The following is a 1,244-nucleotide window of genomic DNA, read 5'->3' as shown; positions in this document are numbered from 1 at the left end:
TGACCTGCCCCCCGTTGGCGCCCTCGATTTGATGTAGAGTCTGCCCCAACGAAGGAGCAGATGAATGAGGAAGAGCCGTTTTTCCGAGGAGCAAATCATCGGTATGATCAAGGAGCAGGAGGCTGGGCTTTCGACGGCCGAGGTCTGCCGCAAGCATGGCCTGAGCCCGGCCACATTCTACAAGCTGAAGGCCAAGTATGGCGGGCTGGAGGTGTCTGATGCCCGACGGCTGCGGCAGCTCGAGGATGAGAATGGCAAGCTCAAGCGCCTGCTGGCCGAGAGCGTTCTGGATAACGCGATCCTGAAGGACCTGCTGGGAAAAGTCTGACGACGCCAGGCCAGCGACGGGACGCAGCGCTTGGCGTGATGCGGTATTACCAGGTCTCGCAGCGCCGTGCCTGCGTGCTGATCGGCGTCGACCCCAAGACGGTCCGGCGAGAACGTCCGCCCGACCATGCCGAGATCCGCGAGGAGATGCGCGAGATCGCCGCTATGCGCCGTCGGTTCGGCTACCGGCGGGTCGGCGTCATGCTCGAACGCAAGGGGCACATCATGAACCACAAGAAGCTCTACCGGCTCTACCGGGAGGAGGGTCTGTCGGTGCGCCGGCGCCGGGGTCGGAAGCGGGCTCGCGGCAGCCGGACGCCGATGCCAGTGCCGCTGCGACCGAATGATCGCTGGTCGATGGACTTTGTGGCCGACACCTTCGGCGCCTCCCGTCGCCTGCGTATCCTGGCGATCAATGATGACGCCTGCCGCGAAAACCTGTGCCTGCTGGGCGACACCAGCATCTCGGGCGTCAGGGTCGCACGTGAGCTCGACACGCTGGTGCGTCTCTATGGCAAACCGGCTTGCATCGTCAGTGACAACGGAACCGAGTTTACCAGCCGGGCGATCCTGAAATGGGCCAGCGAGAACAAGGTCGAGTGGCACTATATCGATCCCGGAAAGCCACAGCAGAATGCGTTCATTGAATCGTTCAATGGGTCGCTGCGCGACGAACTACTCAACGAGGAACTGTTCGACAGCCTCGCCGACGCCCGGCGCAAGCTGGCGGTCTGGCGCTACGACTACAACAACGTCAGGCCGCACTCGTCGCTGGGAAACCGAACACCGGCACAAGCGCGCCGGGCGTTCCTGCAAGATGGAGGCGTCACGCCCGGCGCGCTTGTGCCGGTGGAGCAGCACGAATATCAAACCGGCGGACTCTCGTTATGACCGCGGGACCAGCGGGGGGCAGGTCA

General features: G+C 63.5%; 1 protein-coding gene. It reads left to right on the top strand.

The genetic code is table 11. The features are described from left to right. The first annotated feature begins 64 nt into the window (after positions 1 to 64). Positions 65 to 1,218, top strand: a protein-coding gene (locus tag IP83_RS19230; RefSeq protein WP_156309884.1) for an IS3 family transposase whose coding sequence is annotated in 2 segments (ribosomal slippage) — positions 65 to 323 and positions 323 to 1,218 — 1,155 coding nt in all. Because the reading frame shifts where the segments join, the coding sequence is not laid out codon by codon here. The last annotated feature ends 26 nt before the right edge of the window (positions 1,219 to 1,244 follow it).

The sequence above is a fragment of the Novosphingobium sp. AAP93 genome (genome assembly GCF_001296055.1).
In the GTDB taxonomy this organism is placed as follows: domain Bacteria; phylum Pseudomonadota; class Alphaproteobacteria; order Sphingomonadales; family Sphingomonadaceae; genus Novosphingobium.
This window is presented reverse-complemented; position numbering and strand designations above follow the sequence as displayed.